Genomic DNA, 19,950 nt, shown 5'->3' with positions numbered 1-19,950 from the left:
TGCTGCTCCTGCCGCCCGTGCTCACATCGCCTCCCAGCGTTTGATCCGGTGTCCGTCGCCGTGGTCGTCCCAGCCGTCGGCGTCGCGCCAGCGCGGGCGGCCGTCGCCGACGCTCGGCAGCTCGGTGGTGCCCGGGTCGAGCGTCGCGTCGAGCAGCGTCTGCGTGTACGGATGGTTCGGGCCGGAGAACACGGCGTCGGCCGGGCCGACCTCCACGATCCGTCCGCCGGTCATGACGGCGACGCGGTCGGCCACCCCGCGCACCACGGCGAGGTCGTGGCTGATGAAGAGGCAGCTCAGCCCCTTCTCGTCGCGGAGCCCCGTCAGCAGGTCGAGAACTCCCGCCTGCACGCGCACGTCGAGCGCGGTCGTGATCTCGTCGGCGATGATCAGCTCGGGGCCGGCGGCGAGAGCCCGGGCGATGCCGACGCGCTGGCGCTGTCCGCCCGAGAGCTGCGCCGGCAGCCGTGCGGCGAAGTCCGGCGACAGCCCGACCTCGACCAGCAGCTCGGCGACGCGATCGGCCCGCGCGGAGCCGGTCAGCCCCGTGAACAGCGTCAGCGGTCGGGCGATCGCGGCGCCGACGGTGCGTCGCGGGTTGAGCGACGTGTCCGCGTTCTGGAACACCAGCTGCACCGACCGCCGCAGCTCGGCGGTGCGACGGGCGACGGGCTGGGTGAGGTCGCCCTCGACGCCGTCCGTGCCGCGGAACGTGAACGACCCCGACTCCGCCGGGATCAGCCCCGCCATCGCCGTCGCGAGCGTCGACTTGCCGGAGCCCGACTCCCCCACCACGGCCAACGTCTCGCGCCGCCCGATCTCGAGCGACACCCGGTCGACGGCAGCGGGCAGCCCGCGCCCGTACCGCACGACGAGGTCGCGCGCGACGACGACCGCCTCTGCCTGCTCGCTGGGCGCTGCTTTCTCGCTGCCGGTGGCGTGCCCGGCGCTGTCAGCGCGACCCGCACCTCCCGCGAACCCCGGAGTGGACGATGCACCCCGCAACGACGGGGTGTTCGGTCCTCTCGAGGGTGCATCGCCGTGCCCGGTCCCGGTCCCGTCGGCGCGACCCGCGCCTCCTTCGAACCGTGTTCCGTTCAAAGAACCGCGCTGCAACGAGGTTCTTTGAACGGAACGAGGTTCGTCGGCAGCAGACTCACCCGCAGGAGGCGCGGCGCCGTCCCCGGCACCGCCCACCACGCGACTCACCAGCGCCAAGAACCGCGTCCCGAACGATGAACCGCGTTCTATCGCGGTTCTTGGTTCGGAACCCGGTTCATGGTGGTCAGCAGCGTCAGCATCGGCGCCGCCCACGCGCGGGATGCTCGCGAGCAGCTCCCGCGTGTACGGGTCGCGCGGGTCGGCGAACAGGTCCGCGGTGGCCCGGTGCTCGACGACGACCCCGTCGCGCATCACGGCGATCTCGTCCGCCATGCTCGACACGACGCCGAGGTCGTGGCTCACGAGCAGGATCGCCATGTCGAGCTCGACGGCGAGGTCGCGGATGAGCTCCAGCACGGCCGACTGCGTGACGACGTCGAGCGCGGTCGTCGGCTCGTCGAGCACCAGCAGCTTGGGACGCGCGGCGACGGCCATCGCGATCGCGATGCGCTGCTGCTGCCCGCCGGAGAGCTGGTGCGGGTACCGCCGCACGATCCCCTCGGGGTCGGGCAGCCGCACGTGCCGGACGAGCTCGAGCACGCGCTCGTGTCCGCCGGGCAGTCCGTGGCTCTCGAGCGCCTCGCGCAGCTGGCGGCCGACGCGCATCGACGGAGTCAGCGCCTGGCCGGCGTTCTGGGCGACGAGTGCCGCGGTGCCGCCGCGCAGTGCACGCCGTGCACGCTCGTCGAGCGCGAACACGTCGTCCCCGGCGACCGTGACGCTGCCACCCACGATGCGCGAGCCCCGTCGGAGGTGCGCCAGCAGCGTCCGAGCCACCGTCGACTTGCCGCTGCCGCTCTCGCCGACGAGGCCGAGTGCGCGACCGGCGGCGATGTCGAAGCTGACGCCGCGCACCACGGGCACCTCGCGCCGTCCGGCGGAGTACGAGATCGAGAGGTCGTCGACGCGCACGACGAGGTCGCGGGCGGTCTCGTCGACCGCACCCGCGCCTCCCCGGCTCGCCCCCGCCGCAGCGCCAGATCCGACCGCAGGAGGTGCGGCTGAGCTCCCCTGCGCTGATCCGTCACGAGACGGATCAGCGCCCGCAGGAGTGTGCCCGGCCGTTCCGATGCGAGCGCTCATCAGATCGCCCCCTTCTGCGCGCGGTCCACGCCGAGCGTCTTGCTGAGTCCGTCGGCGCTGAGGTTGAGGCCGATCACGAGGGTGGCGAGCGCGACGACGGGCGCGAGGGTCCCGAGCGGCACGACGGTGAGGGCGGTGCGGTTCTCCTGCACCATGAGCCCCCAGTCGGGAGTCGGCGGGTTCGCGCCGAACCCCAGGAACGACAGCGTCGAGATCAGCAGCACGATCCAGGAGGCGCGCATCGCGAACTCGACCAGCACCACGTCGGTGACGTTCGGCAGGATCTCGCGGAACACGATGCTGAGCGCTCCCTCGCCGCGGGCGCGGGCGGCGGTGACGTAGTCCTGGGTGATGACGGTGCGGGCGGCTCCGCGGACGACGCGGGTCACGGCCGGTGCGTAGACGACGGTGACGGCGAGCACGATGACCCACAGCCCCGAGTCGAACACGGTCACGACGACGAGCAGCGCGAGGATCGACGGCACGCTGAGCAACGCGTCGACGACGCGCATGACGACCTCGTCGAACCAGTTGTCGGCGTAAGCGGTGACGCAGCCGAGCACCGTGCCGATGCCGACCGCGATCGTCGTCGCGAGGAACGTGACGAGCAGCGCGTACTGCCCACCGTGCAGGGTGCGCGAGAGGATGTCGCGGCCGTACTGGTCGGTGCCGAGCCAGTGCGACCAGCTCGCGCCGCTGAGCGCGGCGGTCGAGTCGGTCATGACGGGGTCGTGCCCCGAGATGAGCGGGGCGAGCACGGCGAGCAGCACGTGCAGCGCGATGAGCCCCAGCCCGATGCCGAGGGCCGAGGAGGCGCTGATGCTGCTGCCGAGACCGGTCCAGACCGAGCGCAGCCGCGTCGCGATCGGAGCAGGCCCGGCAGGCGACACAGGACCAGAGGCAGGAGGAGGCGTGATCGTGCTCATGAGCGGGCCTTCCGTCGGGTGCGCAGCCGCGGGTCGAGCGCAAGGGCGATCAGGTCGGCCGCGAGGTTGCAGACGACGTAGACGAGCGCGCTGACGACGGCGATCGCCTGGATGGTGGGCAGGTCGCGGTTGAAGACCGACTCGAGCATGAGCTTGCCCATGCCCGGGTAGTTGAAGACGTTCTCGACGACGACGACTCCCCCGAGCAGCCACGCGACGTTGAGGGCGACGACGTTGAGCGTCGGCATCAGCGCGCTCGGCACCGCGTGGCGCCAGACGACCTGGCGGGTCGAGAGGCCCTTGAGCTCGGCGGTGGTGACGAACTCCGAGGCCATCACGTCGATGGTCGACGAGCGTGCCGTCCGGACGATGTAGGCCGCCATGGCGAGGGTCAGCACGATGGCGGGCAGCCAGACGCTCGGCAGCAGCTCCGTCACGGTGGCGCTGTCGCCGCGCAGCACGACGGCGGGGAAGATCGGGATCGCGACCGCGAACAGCAGCACGAGGATCGTGGCGACCATGAACTCCGGCACGCTCATCACGACCAGGCTGATCAGCGAGATGGCGTGGTCGCTCGGCCGGCCGCGGCGCACGCCCGCGACGACGCCGAGGGTCAGCGACAGCGTGACGCCGACGAGCAGGGCCGGCACGGCGATCAGCATGCTGTTGCGGAACGCGACGAGCAGGTCGGGCCCGACCGGAGCCCCGCTGACCAGCGAGATGCCGAAGTCGCCGTGGCTGGCTCCGACGAGCCACTGGCCGTAGCGGGCCCAGACGTTCTGGTCGAGGCCGAGCGTCTCGCGCAGGGCGGCGACCGCGTCGGGCGTCGCGTCCTGGCCGAGCAGCTGCTGCGCGACGTCGCCGGGCAGCGCCTGCACCGCGAAGAACACGAAGAAGGAGGCGAGCAGCACGGTGAGCAGGGCGGTGCCGACCCGGCGCAGCACGAGCAGAGCCGTCGTGGCGGCCGCGCTGCCGGGTCGGGAGCCTCCTCGAGGCGAGGGGGCGCCTCCTCGGCCCTGCTTCTGGGCGTCCGTCGACGCCGAGCCGGGCTGGGTGGTGATCTCGGTGCTCATGCGCGCAGTCCGATCTGCAGGTAGTCGAACTCGAAGCCGTACTCGCGGTAGTTGACGACGTCGCGGCCGAGGCCGACGAGGCGGTCGCCGAACATCGGGGTCATGTCGGCGGAGTCCTCGACGATGACGCGCTGGGCGTCCTGGTAGAGCATCCGGCGACGGTCGTCGTTCATCTCGGCGCGGGCGGAGTCGAGCAGCCCGTCGAAGGTGGGGTTCGACCAGGCGCTCTCGTTGTACGACGAGCCGCTGCGGAAGATCTGGTTCAGCAGCTGGTCGATCGGGCGTCCGGTGAACCAGTAGCTGACCATCAGCGGCTTCTGCATCCAGATCTGTGTGTAGTACGAGTCCGAGGAGGCGTTGCGCACGACGAGATCGATGCCCGCCTCCTTCACCTGGTCGCGGTACGCGACGGCCATCGGGGTGAAGACCGACTCGTAGCTGGACGTGTAGATCTCGGTGCGGAACCCTTCGCGACCGGCTTGCTTGAGCAGGGCGCGGGCCTTGTCGGGGTCGTGCTGGCGCTGCTCGTCGAGCCAGACGGCCTGGGTGGGAGGCACGGGGTTGTCCCACCCCGGCGAGCCGGTGCCCTGCAGGGCGGTGTCGACGATGGCCTGGGGGTCGTAGGCGAGCTTCATCGCCTGGCGGACCAGCGGATCGCTGAACTCGGCGGAGGTGAACAGCATCGGGATCGTGTACCACTGCGCGTTCGCGCTGCGGGCGACGGTGGCGGTGCTCGAGGCGCTGACGACCTGGGCGGTGGCGAAGTCGAGGTTGGTCTGCGAGATGAGGTCGATCTGGCCGGCGAGCAGGGCGTTGACGCGGGCCGTCGTGTCCTGGATCGAGTAGAAGTCGATGCCGTCGAGCACCGGACGTCCGGCGAAGTGGTCCTCGAACGCCTCGATGCTGCCCGTGCCGGCGGGCTCGAAGCTGCTCAGCTTGAACGGCCCGGTGCCGATGCCTGTCGTGCCGATCCCGTTCGGGTCGCCGGGCTCGGCGCTGCCCTCGGGGACGATGTAGCACTGGTACGCCGTCAGCAGCGAGGGGAACTCGGCGTTGGCGGTCAGCAGCTCGAAGCGGAGGGTGAGCGGGTCGGGGGCGCTCATGCTGCCCGGGCCGATCATCGCGGCGAGCACCTCGCCCTGGGGCGACCCGGTGTCGGGGTCGAGGATGTGCTCGATCGAGTAGATGGCGTCGGCGGCCGTGAAGCGGCGTCCGTCGTGGAACGTGACGCCCTGGCGCAGGCGGAAGGTCCAGGTGACGCCGTCGGGGGTGGCGGACCACTCCTCGGCGAGGTCGGGCACGGTGACGCCTTGCTCGTCGAGCTTGACGAGGCGGTTGTAGAGGGCGCCGAGGTACTCGTAGGCCGAGAGCGAGCTGGCCGAGTCGAGGGTCTCTGCGGCGGAGGCGGCGGGTCGGGCGATGCGCAGGCGTCCGCCTCGGGCGGCGGTGCCGGTGGCGGCGGCCTCGGGGATGGTCGGGTTGCTCCGGGCCGGACTGCAGCCGGACAGGCTGAGCAGGCCCAGCCCGGCGAGCCCGGCGGCGCCGGCCAGCACGGTGCGCCGACTCAGGCCGGGTCGGTGTTCAGGGACGATCGGTGTCATGCGGGGATGGCCTTCCGTTTATCGTTCCGCTGAACGATAAGGGACTTACGTCCCTGCCGCGAGGCCGTCAGACCGCAGGAGGCGCCGCCTGCGTGCGCACTCTGCACCCCGCGATCCCCGCAGCTACAGGCCTCGGCCCGCCCCGGCGCCCTCCCCCTCCCGCCCCGAAGCTTCACGCACTCGTTACACGGGGCCTCCAGTGCCACTGCCTAGCCAAGTCCTCTGAACGCCCGGAAGGGCGTCCGGGCGCTGCCTCTTGGCAACACCCCGACGCCCTTCGTCCTCGAGTGGTCAGAAAAGGTCCTCCATCGAGTGACGAACGACCACTCTCGACCACCCGACCAACTGGCCCCGACAGGAAGTCCTAGTCGCAGGCGATGCCGTCGCCGTCGCGATCGAGGTCGTAGACGTCGTAGCCGACGACACTCACGGGTCCCCGCACGTAAGCGGGTCCGTTGCCGCTGCCGCCTTCACAATCCACGTCGGAGGCCACAGGGACACAGGCACCTGAGTAGTTCGAGTCGCAGCCCTGAGCCGCGGGTGCGGGGGCAGGTGCGGGTGCGGGTGCCACGTAGGGCTGCCTGGTCCCTCTACTTGTGACCTGCTGGACCGGAGGCGCCGAGATGGCCTCGCTGGCGAGCGATCGTGACGTCTCGATGCCATCCGTGTAGGTGACTTCGTACGTCTTGACGCGAGTTCCGTCCTGACCGGTCGTGGTGACGGCGTCCTGTCCGATATCACGTCCGGCGTCGTCGACCGTGACGGCGTCGAACGGTATCGCCTCGCTGACGTCGACGTTCTCCGTGGTGACCACGGGCGTCGGCGTCGGCGTGGGACTCGCCCACGCTGCCCTCTGGGCATCGGCGTCAGCAGGCGCCGAGCCGTTGCTGCTGTCCGGGGCGATGAGCGTCCCCATGACTAGCAGAGCGGCGACTCCCCCAGCTCCCGTCAGGAGACGCCCTTTGTTGGTCAGACCGTTCCACCAGCTTTTCATCGCGAGAGACACGTCGGTCTAGGCCATCGCCGGCGTGACGGCGACCGGGGCGCCAGCCTGGGCACTGTTCATGCGCGCCTGCACGATGGCCTGGCCGATGCCGCCCAGAAGGAGGAGCAGCGCGTAGTTGCCGCCTGTTCCGAGTCCCGTGGCGACGTTGATGCCCTTGGCCAGCGACCAGAGGTACCAGAAGAGGCCGAAGGGGCAGAGAATCCACCAGGTCGTGATGGCGCTCGCACCGCTCGCGTTCACCTCTCCGCGAGTCTTGGCGTACCAGACGATGGAGTAGATCCCGAAGGTGACGAGAGGCAGGAAGAAGACGGCCGCAGCAGAGCGATGCTGGAGGTGAACATTGTTCGACATCTGCGAAAAGTACCGTCTAGTCGGTTATGACTTCGCGCCCCCGTTCGGGGAAGGCCGGACCCCTCGCTCCCGGCGAAACGTCGAACACGCATCCACCCCTCTACTGGGTCCCCGCACCCCACTAGCCCAGACGGCCGAGCATGTGAGCATGGTTCACAGACCGCGCCCCGACCAGACGCGGCCTGACCTCGGGGGAACGACATGGCCGCAGCAGGAGCATCCGCACGCGACGAAGCGCGTCGTCGGTTGGCACGCGCGGAGGCGCATGAACAGGCAGCAGCTGAGGACCGCGACGCTGCAGCGCGCTTCGGTCTCGCAAGCGTCACGGAAAGCCGTGTCGCCAGCATCCTCGCCCCGCTCGCCGCAGTTGGCTACACGCTCCTGCCCGACCGAGCCTGGCCGGGAAGCCGCCGCAGCGGTGCCCAGGTCGACCTCATCGTCGTCGGCCCCTCGGGCGTCCACATCGTCGACACCAAGGCGTGGAAGGAGGTGTCGATCCGGGGCGGTCGCATCTTCCGTGGTCAGGCGGACGTGTCCGACGACCTCGCGAACATGGCCGACCTCGCCCACAACACCGAGGCGCTCCTCGCCGAGGTGGGGCTCGGCGCGCTCGAGGTGCACGCCGTGGCGGTCTTGGCGGGCCGGAGGGGCATCAAGGAGAAGGTCGGCCCCGTGTCGGTCATCGGCGAGCATGACGCCCTCCGCCACGTCACCTCCCCCGGCGCCCGCCTGACACCTCAGCAAGTCGACCTGGTGTTGCGTCGCGTCCTCGACCACTTCCCCGTCCTGCGGACGTCCTCCGCCATCGACGTCACCGTGCCCGAGCCGGTCCTGACCCGGCCGACCGACCCTGTCGACGCAGCCGAGCTCATGACGGCAGAAGAAGTCAACGCGGCCCTTCTCGACGGTGTCCTCGAAGCTCCCATCGAGGAGTGGATGTCGTTCCTCGACCCGGCGCAGGCAAAGCTCGCTCGCCGCAGCTTCAACGGACCGGCCCGCATCCGAGGATCAGCCGGCACCGGCAAGACAGTGGTCGGCCTCCACCGCGCCGCATACCTGGCCCGCGGAGGCCAGGGCAAGGTTCTCTTCACGACCTTCGTGAAGACTCTCCCCGTCGTGCTCGAGAACCTCTTCGGCAGGATGGCGCCCGAGGTCGCCCACCAGGTCGAGTTCACCAGCATCCACAAGCTGGCCCTCGGCATCCTCCGAGATCGGGGCACGTCCGTCCGCATCGACCCTAAGGCCGCCAACGCAGCGTTCACCGAGGCGTGGGCGGGCAGAGGCGAAGGAGGCGCGCTCGGCTCCTCGAGAATGTCCTCCGACTACTGGAAGGACGAGATCACCTACGTCATCAAGGGCCGCGGCATCCGCACGTTCGAGCAGTACGCGGACCTCGCGCGCGTAGGCCGTCGACACCGTCTCACGATCGATCAGCGCCGGCTCGTCTGGTCCCTCTACGAGCGGTACGACCAGGCGCTCCGCCGCCGAAAGGCGGTCGACTTCGCCGACGTCATCTTGATGGCCCTTGCGAGTGTGAAGCAGAAGCCGCTGGCGGGGTACGGCGCCGTCATCGTCGACGAGGCCCAGGACCTCACCTGCTCCATGGTCGCGCTCCTCCACAGCCTGGTCGGCAACCGGCCCGACGGTCTCACCCTGATCGGTGACGGTCAGCAGACCATCTACCCTGGCGGATACACGCTCTCCGAGGTCGGCATCTCGCTGAGCGGTCGAGGAGTCGTCCTCGACGTCAACCACCGCAACACGGCCGAGATCCTGGCCTTCGCCAACGCAGCGGTGCTCGGCGACGAGTACACGGACATCGAAGGCACAGGACAGAGCATCGACGGGGTGAAGGCCGTCACCCGCACGGGGTCTGATCCCGTCCTTGCGCGCCATGCGACCTGGTCTGAGCATGACGCTGCCCTGGTGGCGAGGGTGCGCGAAGTGATGCACCTCGTCGGAATGTCGTTGGGCGACATCGGGGTGCTTACCGCGACGAACTGGGATGCAACCGCCACGAAGGAAGCGCTGGTCGCCGCAGGCCTGCCCGTGGTCGACCTCCTCGACTACGACGGTCAGCCCACCAACGCTGTGAAGGTCGGAACGGTGAAGCGGGCCAAGGGCCTCGAGTTCAAGCAGGTCCTGCTGGCGCGAGTGAAGCGCGAGCTACTGCAGCGCAACGCGTCTGCTCCGTCGTCCGAGACTGAGCGCGAGCGCCGCGAGCTCGACCGACGCGAACTCTACGTGGCGATGACCCGAGCCCGCGACGGCCTCTGGGTAGGCACGCGCGTCTAGCTAGCAGCAGCTCGACCTGGCTCGGGCCGGTACAGGCGTCGCCGATGTACGACCTGTGCCGTTTCGATGCTCAAACTCGAGGTGACCCCCGAAGAGGCGCTCACGGATGCATCCCGCGCTCTGGCAGAGTCGAACTTCTGTCACATGACGTCTGGTCATGTGACACCTGCCAAATCCTGGGGGATCTCGCCGTGCCGAAAGCACTCTTCATCATCCTGCTCATCGCGAGCCCGATCCTGGTGATCTCAGCCTCGGGAAGCTTCTGGCTCGGCGTCCTCTCGTTCTTGCTCGTCCTGATCGCGAATCCGATCGTGCGCTCGATACGCGCGGCGCGGTACTTCCGCTCGGATCACTTCAAGGGTCTGCGCGAGGCTGTGGCGTCATTGGTCGCCGAGCACAACGCTGTCGTGGACTACGTGGCCGAGATCAGGGCCCAGGGCTCATTCGAGCTCGGTGCGTCCTCGACAGGACAGCATGCTCACCTCGCCACCTTCGTGAACGACTCGTCATGGAACAACCGCCGTGACCGCAACGTCGCCGAGTACGCCCCGCACGTTCACAACGCCTCACTGCAGGTCGTCCGGAACGCGAGTGCCGAGCCCATTAAGTACCTGATGAAGTACTTCCACGTGCAAGCGCAACAGGACACTCTCGCCGACGTCCAGAGGGTGGCGAGCGACATATCCCGGCTGGAGGAGGCGGCCGCCAACGTCCGGGGACGAGAAAAAGACCTCCTGAACCGAATCGCGCCGCCCAGCTTCATCCAGAAGCACTACCGCAAGGAATTCTGGGACCAGATCGGGGCTCACCTGTCGGCGATAGCGATGCCCTACGCGCAGTACAAGTTCCAGTACACGTCAGCCGGCGGCAACAGCGCTCAGACCACCCGCATCCAGCTCGACTCAGCGACCCTCGAAGCTCTCTCCGCGGTACTCGTGGAGAAGATCCGATGGGCCAAGTCGGCGGCGGGCCAGCGAGCCCTCATGACGAGAAGCCTCCGGTCGTTCATCAAGACCCGCGACAACTTCACCTGCCGCTACTGCGGGATCTCGGTCGCGGCTGAACCCCACCTTCTCCTCGAGGTCGACCACATCATGCCCGTGTCGCGAGGCGGCCTCAGCACGCCCGACAACCTGCAGACACTGTGCTGGCGCTGCAATCGGACCAAGGGAGCGACCGTCGTCGCGTAGGGCGGTGCACGCCGTCGCACCGGCGACCGCGGTTCACGCGCATCGTCATCAACCCACTCACCTCTCCCGGCGGTCCGTTCAACAAGGCTCCAGCTACTGAGGACGCCACCCGAACAGGGTGCGACTCATGGCCGGGACAAGCACCACGCTGCCTCAAGCATGAAATAAGGTCATGAGACAACGTCACAAAGGGGACAACGATGGAGTTTGCCGAGCGGCTCGCCGCACTTGCACTGAAGGTCAAGAACCAGCGCGAGGCCATCCAGACCGAGGAAGCGACGAAGAACGCGTTCATCATGCCGTTCATCTCGACGATCCTCGGCTACGACGTGTTCAACCCTCTCGAGGTGGTACCCGAGTTCACGGCAGATGTGGGCGTGAAGAAGGGCGAGAAGATCGACTACGCCATCATGCGAGACGGCGAAGTGCAGATCCTCATCGAGTGCAAGAAGTCGACTGAGCCGCTCAAGATCGAGCACGCGTCGCAGCTCTTCCGCTACTTCGCCGTCACCAACGCGCGGATCGCCGTGCTCACGAACGGTGAGAGCTACCACTTCTACACGGACCTCGACAAGCCGAACCGCATGGATGAGAAGCCCTTCCTGGTACTCGACCTGTCGGACATCGACGAGACCCTCCTCCCCGAGCTCAGCAAGCTGACGAAGGACGTCTTCGACCTCGATTCGGTCATCAGCGCCGCCGAAGAGCTGAAGTACGTAGGCCAGCTCAAGCGTGCCATCGCGGCTCAGTTCCGTGACCCGTCCGACGACTGGGTCAAGTTCGTCACGACCCGTGTCTATGAGGGCTCGTTCACGCAGAAGGTGCGCGACCAGTTCACGCCTCTCGTCACCAAGGCGTCGAAGCAGTTCCTGAACGACCAGGTCAACGACCGTCTCAAGACGGCGCTCGGCTCGTCGAGCTTCCCCTCGATCCCCGTCGATGCGCCGGCAGGTGCCGTTACAAGCGAGCCCGCTGTCGAGGCCGACCTGGACCGGGACACTGAGACGGAGACGACTCTGGAGGAGCTCGAGGGCTACCAGATCGTCAAGGCCATCGCGTGCAGCGAGGTGAAGCCCCAGCGGGTCGCTCACCGTGATGCCAAGTCCTATTTCGCGGTCCTGCTCGACGACAACAACCGCAAGCCGATCGCGCGCCTCCACTTCAACGGCAAGAAGCAGAAGTACCTCGGCATCTTCGATGCCGACAAGGTCGAGACCCGACACGCGATCGAGTCCCTCGACGGCATCTACGAGCACGCGGACGCGATCCGTAGCGTCATCAAGTCCTACGCCTGATCACGTCGCGCACTTTCACCTGACCTCGCGACTGCTTGACACGAATGGAATCGACTGTGCCCACCGAACCGACCCTGCTGTTCCTTCACGGTGTGGGTCCGAGCGACAGAGAGGACACCTGGCGAGGTTTCCTATCCAGCAGCCTCCAGAAGCTGGGGTACCCAGCCTTGAGGGACGAGCAGGTGATCGCCCCCAAGTACAGCCATGCGCTGATCGGTTGGGACGTAAAAGAGGACCTACCCGACGTCACGGTAAAGGCTGCGACTCGCGATGCCGCCAGGCAGAATCGACGAGCGTTCGAGGCGCGGATGGGTGCTATCGAGTCTCGACTCGGCCATCACGTGCCCGGGGAAGGCATCCCCGGTCTCGACACCGCCGTCGGCGCAGCCACCGCACTCCCTTTCTTCAAACAAGCTCGCAACTACCTCTCGAATCCCCAGATCCGGGCTCAGGTCTTGAACCGCATCCTGGCCACCCTGCCGGCATCCGGCCAGCTCGTGATCGTCGGCCACAGCCTCGGTTCGGTGATCGCTGCAGACCTGCTTCGACGCTTGCCTGTCGGGATCGAGATCGCAGGAATGGTCACCATCGGAAGCCCTCTGTCGAACGGGGCCTTCGACATCGACAAGCTCAGGGATACGCTTCGCGAGCCCCCCACGAACTTGTCCTGGTGGGTCAATTTTTGGAACGCATCAGATCCGGTGGCTGCTCGTCGCGGACTCTCCTCAGCGTTTCCGTGGATGGTCGATTTCCGGATCGAGACGACGTGGGATGTAGTCCGGGGTCACTTCGCCGAGGAGTACCTCAGCTCAGAGACCGTCGGTGCCGCCATCGGCTTTGCTCTCTTCGGTTCGACATCGAAGGAGGTCGCACGACGTGAGGTCGGAGTGGACATCGTCCTCGACGAAGCCGAATCCCTTGCTCTGATGGCCTTGCGCTACGCGCACCTCATGAGGAGACAGCTCAAGGGCGACGACCTGGATCGGTTCAGCGGGGCCCTGCGCCAGGTCCAAGCTGCCGCCGTGCGCGACATCGTTGCTAGGAACGAGAGCGTCGGGAGACAGGTGCCCGCCGACGTGATGCGCCTCGCTGTCGACCTCGCAGACCCCACAGAACCGCTGGTGGAGCCGCATCCGAGTCGTTACCTCACTAAGGACGAGGCCGTCACTCTCTTGACCGTCCTAGCCGCCGAGAACGTCATCCGACCGTTCGAGATAGATCTGCCGCGAGACAAGTGGCAGGCGGCCATGAAGGAACTCTGCGCGGAGATCGGCCTGGGGACACAGTTCGGAACCGACGTGTTCGAGGCCGGGAAACGAGCCCGAAGCGAGTTGACCCCCGGCCGTGGCGTCAACTGGATCAAGTGGAGCGCCCTCGGCGTCGGCGCTGCGGCGCTTGTCGTCGCGACAGGCGGACTCGCACTAGCGGCGGCCCCCGGCCTCGCTGGAGCCGCGGCGATCACCAGCGCCCTGGCGACGTTCGGGCCAGGAGGCATGATCGGCGGCCTGCTGACCGCTGGCACTTTGGTCTCAGCGGGCGGAGGGGGCATCGCCTACGGGCTGGCCGGTCAGGGCACGAGTGCTGAGACCTTCGAAGCAGTGGTGGAGCGGCGACTCGCCGCCACGATCCTGCGACAGAGCCAGCGGCTGGACCAAGACCCTGCAGTCTGGAGCGTCCTCACCGAAATCGAGCGTCAGGTACGCCGCCAGCTTGAGCGAATGGACGAATTCAGCGACGACACGGCGCCCGGCATCAAGAACCTCAGGCGCAAGGTCGCGACGGTCGAGCTGGCCTTGCAGTATTTGACACGGAACGGCCTGCAACCCGGCGCTCACCTGGAGCAGGAGTAGCCGGAAAGCGTCGGGCGGTTCACGGCTCTCGCGGCACGAGCCCCGCATGTGCCATGGCCTGCCGGTAGGTCTCGACCATGTCTTCTTCTGCGTCTCGACGCTGCTGCGGCGAGAGGATGAAAGCCCGGTTGCTCGTGTGACGCGCATCCCAGGTGTGGATGCCCCGCCGACGCACCACGGGGCCCACGATGCGCGCCGAGCGAAGGAGTTGAGCACATCGATGAGCGTCACCGCCGTGGGCGACGATGGAGACGATGTTCGGGCACAGGTCGAGAAACCGGCTGAGGACATGGACGCCTTGCTCGATGTAGTCAGATGTCAGGCCGTTGGGGAGCTGCTCGTGGACGAACCATGGAAAGGCATTCCACGGGACCACGTCTTCGTCCCGAATCCCGGCGGCTGCATAGACCTTGAGCATCCGTTCGGCAGACGCGTCGTCGTTCTGGACAGACAGCAGCCCTGATCCCTTTTCCCCGCCAGCGCGCGGTCCAGGGTTCGACGATAGCGACAGGATTCGAGCAGTCTCGGGGCGATAGTGAGGCGCGACGAATGGCACTCCTGCGAGCTCCTGCCGTTCTGCGCTGAGACAGCTGATGAACTCCGTGACGGGGGCTATGTGCTCGTCGTGGACGGAGTCGAGTTGGCTCTGGCGATACTTGGGGTCCTTCATCCGACGTGGGATCATGACGTTCCGCCCACCAGACGGAGTGACGACTGACTCATAGTTCTTCGAAGTCCGTGTTCTTGGGCCGCTGCCGGTTCCACAGAGGCTCGGCATCGAGCGACCTCAGCACATTTGACTCGAGAGCCCGGGCGAGAGCCGCATCGCCGCTGATCGACCACCGAACCTCGACGTCTGCACGTTCGATGGCAGCCTTGGCCCATTCTTTGGTCCTGGCGCCTTCCGACTTACTGAGGAGCTCAAGGCGACGTGTCACCCACGCGACGTCGGACAGGGCCCTGTCCAGCGCAGCCTCTCCGAAACCCGATACAGCTCCGCGCCCGCGCAGGTAGATGTCGAGTCTTCCCCGCAGCCCCTTGCCGCTGCGCTCGCCGGCCATGCCGACGTAGACGACTTCGGACGTCGTCCGGGCACGGAACATGTAGACACCAGGCGCCGTCGGAGCCGCCTTGGCGGCGGCAAAAAAGGGCACCCACGACGTCCAGTCGGCGAGCGAGTCGGTCGGATGCGGGTCTGGGCCGCAAGAAAAGTATGCGCGGCCGGCATCGGCTTGAACGTCATCGAGCTGCCATCTCTCGTAGTCGGAATGCCCGTCGGCGTGATGAGCCCGCAGGTATTTGCGGATGGCCTGGCCCGGGACGGCGATTTCCCGGGAGAGCTCCTGCGGTGTCACCATTCTGGCGGTCATGCCGTGAAGTACCTCTCGATGTAGACCCGCATCCCAGGGTCGACGGCGTACACGTAGGTGCCCCTGATTCCCCGGGTCAGCAGCACCCCGTAGATGTTGCTGATGAACTCGCGTAGTTCGGCATCCGTGTAAGAGCGACCGAGCTGCTTGTTGTTCTCCGCCCCCTTCGTGTCAAAGTAAGAGCCTCGATCAATGAAGAGCTCGTCTAGGTCGACGTTGTAGCGGAGGTCGCCGCCGATGATCACGCCGGCGTAGTTCAGGTCGTAGCCCTGCACGGTGTGGATCGAGCCGACCTCCTCCAACGCACCCCTGGACGCGATCCAGTCCTTGGACGTCCGATTCCACTGCAGAGCTACACCATCGACTTCGATGTCGGCCGCTTCGGGGTCTTTCCTCGAGGCCCACTTCCACGAGTAGCCCGCTACGAGTCGAGCGAGGCCGTGATCGGCATCCCTCGCGCGGATCTCCGCGTGCATCTCGCCTAGATCGTCGAAGACCCGCAGGTCGTACCCCTCGAAGGACCTGGGCGACACGCTCCCCGAGACGTGGCCCGAGCGAGGCACGCGAAGGACGTCCCGCACGTAACCGACGTAGTCGGCGCCGGCCTTGACCCGCATCTGCGTGGACAGCCTGTAGTGCCGGCGCCGGGCACGAGCGTCCTCGAGGAGCGCGACGACGGACTCCTTGGACAGGTCTGCCGGTCGCACACTCTGGGCCTCGTCGACCAGCAGGATCTGGTGGCGGCTCTTCGCACGGATCCAGTCGAGTTGCGTCTTCGCGAGGTCGTCGGCCCCGAAAAGACGCTCGTTGATGACCGGGAACTTGGCATTGAGCACACCCGTCGACTGGTTGGCCCGTTGATTGAGCCGGTGTGCCTCATCGACGAGAAGCAGGTCCCACTCTCCATCCGCCTGCCCGACCTCGAACGGCGTGAGCACCATGGCCGGGTCAAGACCAGGCGTCTTGCGGAACACGCGCTTGATCGACTCGCGCAGCGATTGCTGCGGCACAACAATCCCGACACGCAGGCCCGCCAAAAGAGCCGGGTACTCGCCCAGGAAGAAGTCGGCGAAGAGCGAGTCTCCGTCGAAGTCGTCGGCAGGAGGCGCGGAGCCGATATCGACCAGCAGCTTCAGCAGGTAGATGGCCACGACGGTCTTGCCCGTACCTGGATGCCCCTGGATGACGATAGTGTCGCCCCTCTCGTCGCGGAGGTCAGCGAAGAGGCCTTCGAGAATGTCCTCAAGAGCCGCGGCCTGGTCTTGCGTCAGGGCCTTGAACGGCGACAGCTTAAAGAGGTCGCTGTTCTCGATCTCCGGGATGGGCCGCGTGAACACCCCCTCGGATCGGAGCTGCTGCACGACGTCCGCGAACACGCCCCGATACCGCTCACGGTCGTAGTAGTTGGCCGAGGTGATGCCATCGTTGCGATTCAGGACGCTGTAAGCGCCATCCGCGGAGAGCAACTGGATCAGCCTCGACTCGAGGTCCAAGCACGCCGACTTGTTGAAAGTCTCGTCGACAACGACGCGGACGGTGTCGAGCTGACTCTTGTCGGGGTTGGCGAGATGCTGACGCATCCGCCCGGCGGCGTTGCGAGTCTCGCCCACGTAAATGTCGCGGAGAGATTCTTGAGGATGCCGGCCGGTCCGCCGGGGCCTCGCCTGATCGAGGACGTAGACAACAGGCCAGTCAACGTGCCGCGCGTCGGCCAGCGCCCAGAGGTCGAGCGCCTCCCGGTCAAAGGGCACCCGGACGATGCTAGAGGGCATCGTATTTGGTGCTCCGCCCCCGAGCCTTGTCGACGGGATACTTTTCCCGCGTGACGGAGAGCTTTTGCAGAACGATTGTCTCCGGGTCGAGGGCGAGCTTGTCAGCCAAAAGCAAGCAATAAGTCAGCACGTCCGCCAGCTCGTCCCGGACTCGGTCGCGATCAAAAGCGGATCCCCACTGGAAACATTGCAGGAGCTCGCCAGCCTCGATCGAGATGCTTTTCGCGAGGTTTTCTTCAAGGTGGAACTGCCCCCATTCGCGTTCCGCAACAAGCTCCTTGATGGCGGCGGTCGCTGCATTCTCGCTCATACGAAGCAAGGTAGCAGCGCTGGGACTTCCCGACTCCTTTCATGCCTAGCTTCTGCGCACCGAGCCCTTGTTCCCATGGTTCACCCGTCGGAGGCCTTAGAACCACCCGATCACCTATCGGCGATATCACATTCATCCGTTTGCATAGCCACATGACCCCTTCCTGGCATCTCAGGCCCGGTGACAGTACTACGCGGGCCGAGCTCGTTGCGCGCTATGGCGGCAGCGTCCAGTCGGGCGGCATAGTGCCGTCGAGGACGAGCAGCTTTGTCATGGTGTTCTCTGATGCCGATGAGGGCGCACACTTCGGCTACTCGCAGCACGACGGCGTCACCGACGACGGCTACGGTTTTGACTACACGGGAGCGGGCCAAGAAGGAGATCAGGTATTTCTCCGAGGCAACAAGACTCTTCTTGACCACATGGATGACCAAAAACGTCTTCAGTTGTTCATTTCTGCGGGAACCGTCCCCGGCTCCAGTACGAAACGGCAGGAGTACGTCGGTGAGTACGCTGTCCGAGATGACGATCGTGGACCTTTTCGATACGCGCGAGCCCCCGACAAGAACGGGCATGATAGGACCGTCGTCGTCTTTCACCTTCAGCGCCTCGGCAGTGGGGTAGCACCGCTGGACATACCCCGCACCGACCCCGCGCTCGAAGCCGGTTCGCCCTTTCTAGTACCTATCGAAGTGGACCGAACCTACATATCTGCGCGAAAAGCTTCCAAAGCTGGGACGGCAAGCCGTCGCGAGGCGGAACTCACAAGAAAGTTCACTTCGTGGCTGGAGTCCCGATCCAGGTCAGCCAGGCGATGGGCTATACCGGTCGCTGGTGGAACGTCTCTCATGACTGACTACTTTACCGAGGACGATAAGACCCTGTTTGAGGCCAAGGCCTCGTCAAGTCGAAGCGACGTGAGGATGGCGGTCGGGCAACTTCACGACTACAGACACAATCTTGGCCTGGACGGTCTTCGCTGTGCGCTGCTCCTACCGAAGGCGCCAGCATCCGATCTACTGGCCTTGCTGGAGACTATCGGCTTTGGATGCCTTGTCGAGGTTGACGACGAGTTTGTCTGGCTTGTGGAGGCTTCTTAGTAGGAATTGTGCGGGAGCCGCAACGCCCGGCATCACAGTCTTGCCTGGTGGACTAGGTGTGACTCAGTCACATGGCCGGCTGCTTGATCGTCCTGACAGTTTGATGCGTATGTCCTGGCAGCGAACGAAGCAGGGAGGTATCTGCGGAACTTCGGGGTTGCCCGAGTAGCGTTCAAGCAGTGCCTTTTTTGGTCGGGCTGACAGGATTTGAACCTGCGACCCCTTGACCCCCAGTCAAGTGCGCTACCAAGCTGCGCCACAGCCCGAGAAATCCGTTGCTGAGCAACCGACTTCTTGGTGTTGCCCCGACCGAGGCAACTCGAACAGCATAGCGGATCTCGAGACCTGGGACGAACCACGCTGGCCAGCAGAGTCCGACGGGCGAGCGCCAGGCGGCCACGAACCAGACCACCACTGTTGCGCCGGGTTACAGCTCGCGCGACAGCAGCTGCCACCCCGCCATAGCGTCGGGACATGCCCGCCTCCTCGACGACCGCCCCCCGCGCTCTGCCGTTGACCCTGCGCGGTGTGGGCCGGCGGTTCGACCGGCCGGTGCTGCACGGGGTGGACCTCGACGTGGCCGCCGGCGAGATCGTCGCCGTGCTCGGGCCGAGCGGGTGCGGCAAGTCGACGTTGCTCCGCCAGCTCGGCGGACTCGACCAGCCCGACACCGGCACCGTCCGGATCGGCGACGAGCCCGCCCGCCACGCCGACCAGCGCTGCGCCGTCGCCTTCCAGGAGCCGCGCCTCCTCCCCTGGCGCACCCTCCGCGACAACGTCGCCCTCGGCCTCCCGAAGCCGAGCAAGCAGAGCGCCAAGACCAGCACGGCCAGCAGGACCAGCCGCACCACCACCTCCCCCAGGCTCACGAAGCTCGAGCGCGACGCCCGCCTCACCGAGCTGCTCGACCTCGTCCACCTCGGGCCCGCCGGAGCCCGCCGCCCCCGCGAGGTCAGCGGCGGCATGGCCCAGCGCGCCAGCCTCGCCCGGGCCCTCGCCCGCCAGCCCGCGGTCCTCCTCCTTGACGAGCCGTTCGGCGCCCTCGACGCCCTCACCCGCCTCCGCATGCAGGACCTGCTCCTCGACGTCCACGACGCCCTCCCCACCACGGTCGTCCTCGTCACCCACGACGTCGACGAGGCCCTCTACCTCGCCGACCGCATCGTGCTGCTCGCCGACCTCGGCCAGCAGCCTGCCGACCAGGCCGACCCGGCGAGCGCCGACTCGACGCACGCCGACACCGCAGGAGGCGCCACCAGCATCCAACGGATCGTCACGGTCCCCGGAGCCCGCCGTCGAGACCGCGACGCCCCCGAGCTCGCCGTCCTCCGCCAGGAGCTGCTCGAGGGCCTCGGCGTCCACCGCGTCCCCGCGGGCCACACGCGCGCCGCCGACCACGCCAGCCTCACCGGCCACGCCACGGCGTGATCCGTCTCGTGACGTATCAGCCACAGCAACCACGCCACAGCCTGATCCGTGTCGTGACGGAACAGCCACAGCAGACGCACCTCTCCCGCACCGCACACCTCGAGCACCACGCCATCCCCGACACAGCACCGGAGACGAC

16 protein-coding genes, 1 tRNA gene and 1 pseudogene are annotated in these 19,950 nt (G+C 66.8%); 7 read left to right on the top strand and 11 right to left on the bottom strand.

All coding sequences use genetic code 11. The features are described 5' to 3' along the window. Positions 1 to 21: 21 nt before the first annotated feature. The 6 genes from ITJ48_RS15965 to ITJ48_RS00210 all read right to left on the bottom strand — a co-directional run bounded on the left by ITJ48_RS15965 (position 22) and on the right by ITJ48_RS00210 (position 7,201). Positions 22 to 2,073: a dipeptide ABC transporter ATP-binding protein gene (locus tag ITJ48_RS15965; protein ID WP_370544696.1), complete on the bottom strand. Its 2,052-nt coding sequence runs from the start codon at positions 2,071 to 2,073 to the stop codon at positions 22 to 24. Positions 2,074 to 2,243: 170 nt separating this feature from the next. Next, on the bottom strand, positions 2,244 to 3,170 hold the full coding sequence (locus ITJ48_RS00230; RefSeq protein ID WP_194611968.1) for an ABC transporter permease: 927 nt from the start codon (positions 3,168 to 3,170) through the stop codon (positions 2,244 to 2,246). Beyond that, positions 3,167 to 4,243: an ABC transporter permease gene (locus ITJ48_RS00225; RefSeq protein ID WP_194611967.1), complete on the bottom strand. Its 1,077-nt coding sequence runs from the start codon at positions 4,241 to 4,243 to the stop codon at positions 3,167 to 3,169. The genes ITJ48_RS00230 and ITJ48_RS00225 overlap by 4 nt, the downstream gene beginning before the upstream one ends. After that, positions 4,240 to 5,844 (bottom strand): ABC transporter substrate-binding protein, encoded by a 1,605-nt coding sequence (locus ITJ48_RS00220; protein WP_194611966.1) that lies wholly within the window; start codon positions 5,842 to 5,844, stop codon positions 4,240 to 4,242. Before ITJ48_RS00220 ends, ITJ48_RS00225 begins: the two co-directional genes overlap by 4 nt. Positions 5,845 to 6,208: 364 nt before the next feature. Next, entirely contained in the window at positions 6,209 to 6,850 is a 642-nt protein-coding gene (locus tag ITJ48_RS00215) for a G5 domain-containing protein (protein WP_370544695.1), read from the bottom strand. A 6-nt stretch (positions 6,851 to 6,856) separates the two neighbouring features. Further along, on the bottom strand, positions 6,857 to 7,201 hold the full coding sequence (locus ITJ48_RS00210; RefSeq protein WP_194611965.1) for a DUF4234 domain-containing protein: 345 nt from the start codon (positions 7,199 to 7,201) through the stop codon (positions 6,857 to 6,859). A 201-nt stretch (positions 7,202 to 7,402) separates the two neighbouring features. Here ITJ48_RS00210 and ITJ48_RS16565 point away from each other — a divergent pair. The 5 genes and pseudogenes from ITJ48_RS16565 to ITJ48_RS00190 all read left to right on the top strand — a co-directional run. Beyond that, positions 7,403 to 7,777: pseudogene (locus ITJ48_RS16565) on the top strand (nuclease-related domain-containing protein); the annotation flags it as partial. Between the two features lie 240 nt (positions 7,778 to 8,017). Then, positions 8,018 to 9,496: a UvrD-helicase domain-containing protein gene (locus tag ITJ48_RS15950; RefSeq protein WP_370544845.1), complete on the top strand. Its 1,479-nt coding sequence runs from the start codon at positions 8,018 to 8,020 to the stop codon at positions 9,494 to 9,496. Positions 9,497 to 9,687: 191 nt separating this feature from the next. Continuing rightward, entirely contained in the window at positions 9,688 to 10,686 is a 999-nt protein-coding gene (locus tag ITJ48_RS00200; RefSeq protein ID WP_370544694.1) for an HNH endonuclease, read from the top strand. A gap of 200 nt (positions 10,687 to 10,886) precedes the next feature. Further along, positions 10,887 to 11,981, top strand: a complete 1,095-nt coding sequence (locus ITJ48_RS00195; RefSeq protein WP_194611962.1) for a type I restriction endonuclease — start codon at positions 10,887 to 10,889, stop codon at positions 11,979 to 11,981. A 182-nt stretch (positions 11,982 to 12,163) separates the two neighbouring features. Then, positions 12,164 to 13,831: a hypothetical protein gene (locus ITJ48_RS00190; protein ID WP_370544693.1), complete on the top strand. Its 1,668-nt coding sequence runs from the start codon at positions 12,164 to 12,166 to the stop codon at positions 13,829 to 13,831. Positions 13,832 to 13,850: 19 nt separating this feature from the next. On the opposite strand, the gene ITJ48_RS00185 is transcribed toward ITJ48_RS00190, so the two are convergent. From ITJ48_RS00185 to ITJ48_RS00170, 4 genes are read right to left on the bottom strand one after another with little or no spacing between them, the layout of a single operon-like run. Further along, positions 13,851 to 14,501 (bottom strand): hypothetical protein, encoded by a 651-nt coding sequence (locus ITJ48_RS00185; RefSeq protein ID WP_194611960.1) that lies wholly within the window; start codon positions 14,499 to 14,501, stop codon positions 13,851 to 13,853. A 49-nt stretch (positions 14,502 to 14,550) separates the two neighbouring features. Then, the gene (locus ITJ48_RS00180; RefSeq protein WP_194611959.1) at positions 14,551 to 15,201 is read right to left on the bottom strand and encodes a hypothetical protein; all 651 of its coding nucleotides are present in this window, start codon (positions 15,199 to 15,201) and stop codon (positions 14,551 to 14,553) included. Continuing rightward, on the bottom strand, positions 15,198 to 16,973 hold the full coding sequence (locus tag ITJ48_RS00175) for a DUF2075 domain-containing protein (protein WP_194611958.1): 1,776 nt from the start codon (positions 16,971 to 16,973) through the stop codon (positions 15,198 to 15,200). Before ITJ48_RS00175 ends, ITJ48_RS00180 begins: the two co-directional genes overlap by 4 nt. Continuing rightward, positions 16,963 to 17,283: a MazG-like family protein gene (locus ITJ48_RS00170; protein ID WP_194611957.1), complete on the bottom strand. Its 321-nt coding sequence runs from the start codon at positions 17,281 to 17,283 to the stop codon at positions 16,963 to 16,965. Before ITJ48_RS00170 ends, ITJ48_RS00175 begins: the two co-directional genes overlap by 11 nt. Positions 17,284 to 17,435: 152 nt before the next feature. Here ITJ48_RS00170 and ITJ48_RS00165 point away from each other — a divergent pair, with 152 nt between their 5' ends. After that, positions 17,436 to 18,383, top strand: a complete 948-nt coding sequence (locus ITJ48_RS00165) for a hypothetical protein (RefSeq protein ID WP_194611956.1) — start codon at positions 17,436 to 17,438, stop codon at positions 18,381 to 18,383. 189 nt (positions 18,384 to 18,572) lie between these two features. On the opposite strand, the gene ITJ48_RS00160 is transcribed toward ITJ48_RS00165, so the two are convergent. Beyond that, positions 18,573 to 18,649: transfer RNA gene (locus ITJ48_RS00160), tRNA-Pro, on the bottom strand. 208 nt (positions 18,650 to 18,857) lie between these two features. On the opposite strand from ITJ48_RS00160, the gene ITJ48_RS00155 reads away from it, so the two are divergent. Next, complete coding sequence (locus ITJ48_RS00155; RefSeq protein WP_194611955.1) at positions 18,858 to 19,811, top strand: ABC transporter ATP-binding protein; 954 nt, start codon at positions 18,858 to 18,860, stop codon at positions 19,809 to 19,811. Positions 19,812 to 19,950: the final 139 nt, after the last annotated feature.

The sequence above is a fragment of the Frigoribacterium sp. VKM Ac-2530 genome, from assembly GCF_015350835.1.
GTDB lineage: Bacteria > Actinomycetota > Actinomycetes > Actinomycetales > Microbacteriaceae > Frigoribacterium.
This window is presented reverse-complemented; position numbering and strand designations above follow the sequence as displayed.

Coding starts and splice junctions, on each gene's coding strand:
- ITJ48_RS00220 (WP_194611966.1), bottom strand. CDS start 5,844: ATGACACCGATCGTCCCTGAACACCGACCCGGCCTGAGTCGGCGCACC.
- ITJ48_RS00180 (WP_194611959.1), bottom strand. CDS start 15,201: ATGACCGCCAGAATGGTGACACCGCAGGAGCTCTCCCGGGAAATCGCC.
- ITJ48_RS00225 (WP_194611967.1), bottom strand. CDS start 4,243: ATGAGCACCGAGATCACCACCCAGCCCGGCTCGGCGTCGACGGACGCC.
- ITJ48_RS00175 (WP_194611958.1), bottom strand. CDS start 16,973: ATGCCCTCTAGCATCGTCCGGGTGCCCTTTGACCGGGAGGCGCTCGAC.
- ITJ48_RS00185 (WP_194611960.1), bottom strand. CDS start 14,501: ATGAAGGACCCCAAGTATCGCCAGAGCCAACTCGACTCCGTCCACGAC.
- ITJ48_RS00170 (WP_194611957.1), bottom strand. CDS start 17,283: ATGAGCGAGAATGCAGCGACCGCCGCCATCAAGGAGCTTGTTGCGGAA.
- ITJ48_RS00210 (WP_194611965.1), bottom strand. CDS start 7,201: ATGTCGAACAATGTTCACCTCCAGCATCGCTCTGCTGCGGCCGTCTTC.
- ITJ48_RS00195 (WP_194611962.1), top strand. CDS start 10,887: ATGGAGTTTGCCGAGCGGCTCGCCGCACTTGCACTGAAGGTCAAGAAC.
- ITJ48_RS00155 (WP_194611955.1), top strand. CDS start 18,858: ATGCCCGCCTCCTCGACGACCGCCCCCCGCGCTCTGCCGTTGACCCTG.
- ITJ48_RS00230 (WP_194611968.1), bottom strand. CDS start 3,170: ATGAGCACGATCACGCCTCCTCCTGCCTCTGGTCCTGTGTCGCCTGCC.
- ITJ48_RS00165 (WP_194611956.1), top strand. CDS start 17,436: ATGACCCCTTCCTGGCATCTCAGGCCCGGTGACAGTACTACGCGGGCC.